The sequence below is a fragment of the Microbulbifer sp. THAF38 genome (genome assembly GCF_009363535.1).
Classification (GTDB): domain Bacteria; phylum Pseudomonadota; class Gammaproteobacteria; order Pseudomonadales; family Cellvibrionaceae; genus Microbulbifer.
Genome location: NZ_CP045369.1, coordinates 298147 through 302921 on the forward strand (window position 1 = coordinate 298147; position 4775 = coordinate 302921).

Genomic DNA, 4775 nt, shown 5'->3' on the forward strand with positions numbered 1-4775 from the left:
GTCTTTGGGTGTGTCGAAAAGCTTTCCCATGGAGGCGGAATTGAACGATAAGACACGTGTTGTTCGGCCGAACGGCAATCTGCCCGGTCCGGACAAATCTAACCAGGGACTGACAGAAGATGGCGATGTAACCGTCGTTGTCCATCAGGACTCCACCGGGAAAAATGATCATCCACCAGTACGTGGAGCCCAAGCAATACTGCCGTCCGCAGCAGCTGACTTCAATGCGGACGCTACAGTCTTTAGTCCCACTCCGCGAAAGAATACTGGGCAAAAGAGAGAGCCAGGCAAACTCTCTGGCGGATTCCCTGCGAATCCCATTGATACTTCAGATTCATTCGAGCCATTGCCCTCTGGAGCTGTTACCAAAACGGTTATCAAAGGGCGCTTTGAGCTGGATAAGCTCCTCGGGGTTGGCGGGATGGGAGCGGTTTATAAGGCTCTTGATCGCCGTAAGCTGGAAGCCAATGACAGTGAGCCCTACGTGGCCATTAAACTGTTAAATGACGACTTTCAAAAACATCCTGATGCTTTTATTTCCCTGCAGCGTGAAGCACGCAAGTCACAGACACTGGCCCATCCCAATATCGTAACCGTCTACGATTTCGACCGCGATGGCGACCGGGTCTTTATGACAATGGAGTTCCTAGAGGGTGCTCCGCTTGACAAGCTCTTGAGAGAGCACGCTGATGTCGGACTGGGGCCGGAAAAGGCGCGATCCGTCTTTTCTGATATTTCCCAGGCCCTGATCTACGCCCATTCGCATAAGATCGTTCATTCAGACTTTAAGCCCGGCAATATCTTTGTCACCAGTAAGAAAGGCGCAAAGGTTTTTGACTTTGGTATTGCCAGGGCAGTCTCTGAAGGGGGGATCGCCAACAAAACCGGTGAAACTACGGTCTTTGATGCTGGAAGCCTGGGAGCACTGACCCCGGCTTATGCCAGTTATGAGATGCTCAAAGGGGCAGAGCCAGCCCCATCTGATGATGTCTATGCCCTGGGCTGTGTAGCCTATGAGTTGTTTTGCGGTCGGCATCCCTATGACAAGGTTCCCGCCGATAAGGCTTTGGAGAAGAAGCTCCGGCCCAAACGTATTAAGGGTTTAAATCGGCGGGAATGGCGTGCCCTCGAAGCCGCTTTGCAGCTTACACGGGAAGAGCGCACCGATTCCGTAGAGAAGTTTGTCCAGGCATTTTTTGTCAGCAATACCTGGAAATGGGTGCTGGGCGGTGCCTTTGCCATGGTACTTGTAGGGGCCGGTGTGGGTTATAGCCACTTGGAGCAGCAAAATACGGCTGAACAGGCAAAGGTAAAAGTCGAACTGGAGAAAAAGCTCCAGAAGGAACTTCTGCAGCGGCGAATTAGCGACAAAAAAGAAGCGATAAATCGCCTGGTGTCTCTGAGTATCCTCACTCCAGCCTGGGAAAAGGATCTCCGTATCGAGCTGCACGAGTACTCGGAGCTTAATCCTAGTGATGAAGAGTTTCTCGATAATAAACGTCGTGAGATTTCAGAGCTCTTCCTCGCTGCAGCTACGGGTCAGTTAAATCTAGGCAACCTAGATCAAGCGGACTCCATGTTGGAAAGCGCCGCGAATTGGTATGGCGTATCCAGTCAGGCTGTGGCGATTAAATCCCAGTTAGCGACCGATAGAGAGAATCTCCGAGCCCGCCTGGAGGCCGAACGTTTGGAAGCTGAACGCGAGGCAGAACGCATTCGTCTTGCGGAGGAGCGGGCCGAACGCCGTCGCTTGGCTGCCATAAAAAACAAGCAGATTGATACTGTATTGTCCAATATGGAAGCCGCTCTCACCTGTGGATTCGATATGAATGTCGTTGCCGTGGGAGCCCAGTTATCACAGCTAGCAAAGCTGGATAGTGTTAAAGCTAGACAGATTCGCCCGGTTGTCGGTGAAGAACTGAATAACTGTGCCACTAAGCTGGGTGCAGAAGACCCCCTAAGAACAGAGGCACTGGTCGATGAATTTAGGGCGCTTCTCCCGGGTTACCAGCCACTCAAAGAATTTAAGCTGGATTTTTGTGGTCACCTGGTGCCAGGTAGTGGCGGCAGAGGGGCGCGCTACAGCTGCCGTGATCGCCTTGCAGATGGTACCAAGGGACCGGCAATGGTGGTTGTCAGAGGGGTGAGTGGTCGACCCCTGGCTGTTAGTAAGTATGAAGTCAGCAATCGCGACCTGGGTCACTACTGCAGTGCAACCAAGCAGTGTGGAGCTTTAGATATCGCTGCAGGCGATTTGCCAGTTAATAACCTAACTCTTCAAGACGCAGAAGCCTATCTCAGCTGGTTATCCGAGGAGACCGGATACCATTATCGTCTTCCCACTGAGCAGGAATGGTTTGCCGCAGCCAGTGCCAATGGCCAGGAAGAGGTAGCAGATCGCAATTGCCACTTAAAGTACGGCGGTATCGAGAAAGGTGTAGAGTTGGTGCCCGCGCAGGACGGCTCGATAAACAGGTTTGGCCTGGTAAATGCTGTGGGTAATGTCCAGGAGTGGGCCAGAGGAACCGATGGGGAGTTACTCGCACTCGGCGGTAATCGACAAGACCCTATGAGCCGCTGTCTCGCTACAACCAAAAGGCTTCATGCAGGCCTCGCGGATGAATTAACTGGCTTTCGCATCGTCAGGGATGTGAACTAATAAGAAATACGTTGTTCCCTTCCCTTTAAGGACTGGGGGCGACTTTATAAAAATGAGTATTTTGGGGGAGTTATGCTTGGGCTTGGAAAAAGTAAGCTGGCACTGTTTGTGGGGGCAGGTTTTCTGTTATCGAATTTGCCAGTTTATGCTCAAGATGAAGGTTCCAGCTTCCGCAGTCGCGTAAGGCAGGCCTTCGATCAGGATACACCCACCGTCAATGAGGCGGATGTTACCAAGGATTTCCTGCAGCGCACCTACGAAGCCGAAGATCCAAATCTCAATACCGAGATCCCCGAGATATCCCAGCGTAATCAAGGCCCTAGAATTACGGTTAAGAAATTTAGATTCCATCGGTTGGAGGAGTATCCGGACTTTGGTATCGAACGTGAAGTTATCGAGGATATGGCAGAGAAGCTTCGCGTTAAATATATGAAAGAGGATAAAATCCTTGCCAGCGGTTATACCGTAGATAACCTCGAGGAGTTGGCAATTTTATTGGGCAATATGAAAGCCCAATTTAGTCCAGGTGGCTTGGGTCCGGCAGAACTCAAAAAACTTGTCAGTGTCATCGAGAAGCAGAATAAAGAGCGCGGATTAAGTTATGCCGACCTTGAAGAGATTGCTGCGGAGCTGACTAATTTCTATCGCCGCCGGGGACTTTTTCTCGCTCAGGTACAAATACCTGCTCAAGATGTTGAAGATGGTGTAGTAACGTTTACCGTACAAGAGGGCCTATTGGGTCAAGTCGTCGCCGAAGATAATGATAAATACGCTCTGGAACAACTGGCTAAGCCTTTTGAAGAACAAAAAGGCAAGCTGGTTAACCACGATAATATTGAAGAGGGGCTTTACCTTCTCAATGATCTACCTGGTTTAAATGTCACCGGATATTTTAGTGCCGGTGAAAACCCTGGTGAAACCAAGCTGAACCTAAAAGTACGCGATGCTAGCGGTTGGAAAACATCCTTTAGAATGGATAACCACGGATCAGCGTATACCGGAGATCAGAGATTTTATACAACGGTAGACTGGTTAAATCCTTTGGGTATAGGGGATGCTCTGACCATAGGCTACTTGAAATCAACCAATGTTACAGATTTTGATTCCGATTTTGGTTCTGATCTTGGACAGCTAAGATATAGTCTTCCTCTATTTGGGCCACGCACTAGGCTTCAGCTTTCTGCAGATTACAACGATTTTGTTTTGCGCGATGTTGAAGACCCAGATAATCCTGTGAATGTGCTGGATATTCATGGTGACAATACCAGCTACGCGCTCACCGTGGATCATAAATTCAGGCGCTCCAGAGATTTCAACTTAACAGGCTCATTTGGCCTTACTGAGAAAAAGTCGAATCTGCGGGCAATTACTAAATTTGATGAGCCTGGTGACCATGTATACGGCGGCGAATTGGGCTTCTATATGGACCACCTATCCAGTGGTTCTATTTCAATGCTTAATATATTGAGCAGTAGTATCCAATACGGTGAGCATCAAAGAGAGCTGGAAGATAAGCTGGAGGCAAAGCGTGGTGATCATTTTGCCAAGGTTGCTTTAAATAGTAGTTCACTACTGTTTTTACCTATGCCGTTTACCGACGACCAATCCCGCTTAATCATTAAAAGCCGTGCACAACACAGTGATTATCCCCTCCCGGCCTTTGAGCAGATGTCCTTGGGTGGTGCCAATGGTGTTAGAGCGTTTGATGTGCGAGATTTTTCCGCCGATAGCGCTGGACTTTTATCCGCTGAGTGGTATCCCAGCTTCCCCGAAGTCGTTAATCCCATCCTATTTGGTCAACGCCTCAATGATATGGTGCAGGTCGCACTATTTGCCGATGTGGGTTACGGCATTGTTAATAACTACAAAGAAGGGAAAGAAGATGACTGGGCGAGGCTTGCCGGAGGTGGCCTCCTGTTTAAGTTCAGTTGGAATGAATTCTTCTCCAGTAAAGTATCAGTGGGTTGGCCTATTGAAAAAGCCTCCTCAATAGAAGGTACTGGTGAAGATATAGATCAACCAATGGTCTATGCAGACTTTTCTATTTTTTATAACTAATAATTCAGAATTCATCGATAGCTGAAGCTGACCTGACCGCTCTATGCAAGGTACCGGT

2 protein-coding genes are annotated in these 4775 nt (G+C 49.1%); both read left to right on the plus strand.

All coding sequences use genetic code 11. The features are described from left to right. Positions 1 to 40 precede the first annotated feature (40 nt). Positions 41 to 2659: a bifunctional serine/threonine-protein kinase/formylglycine-generating enzyme family protein gene (locus FIU95_RS01330; RefSeq protein ID WP_172975294.1), complete on the plus strand. Its 2619-nt coding sequence runs from the start codon at positions 41 to 43 to the stop codon at positions 2657 to 2659. Positions 2660 to 2731: 72 nt separating this feature from the next. Further along, positions 2732 to 4717 carry a ShlB/FhaC/HecB family hemolysin secretion/activation protein gene (locus FIU95_RS01335; protein ID WP_152450783.1) on the plus strand — a complete coding sequence of 662 codons (1986 nt, stop codon included), beginning with the start codon at positions 2732 to 2734 and terminating at the stop codon, positions 4715 to 4717. Positions 4718 to 4775: the final 58 nt, after the last annotated feature.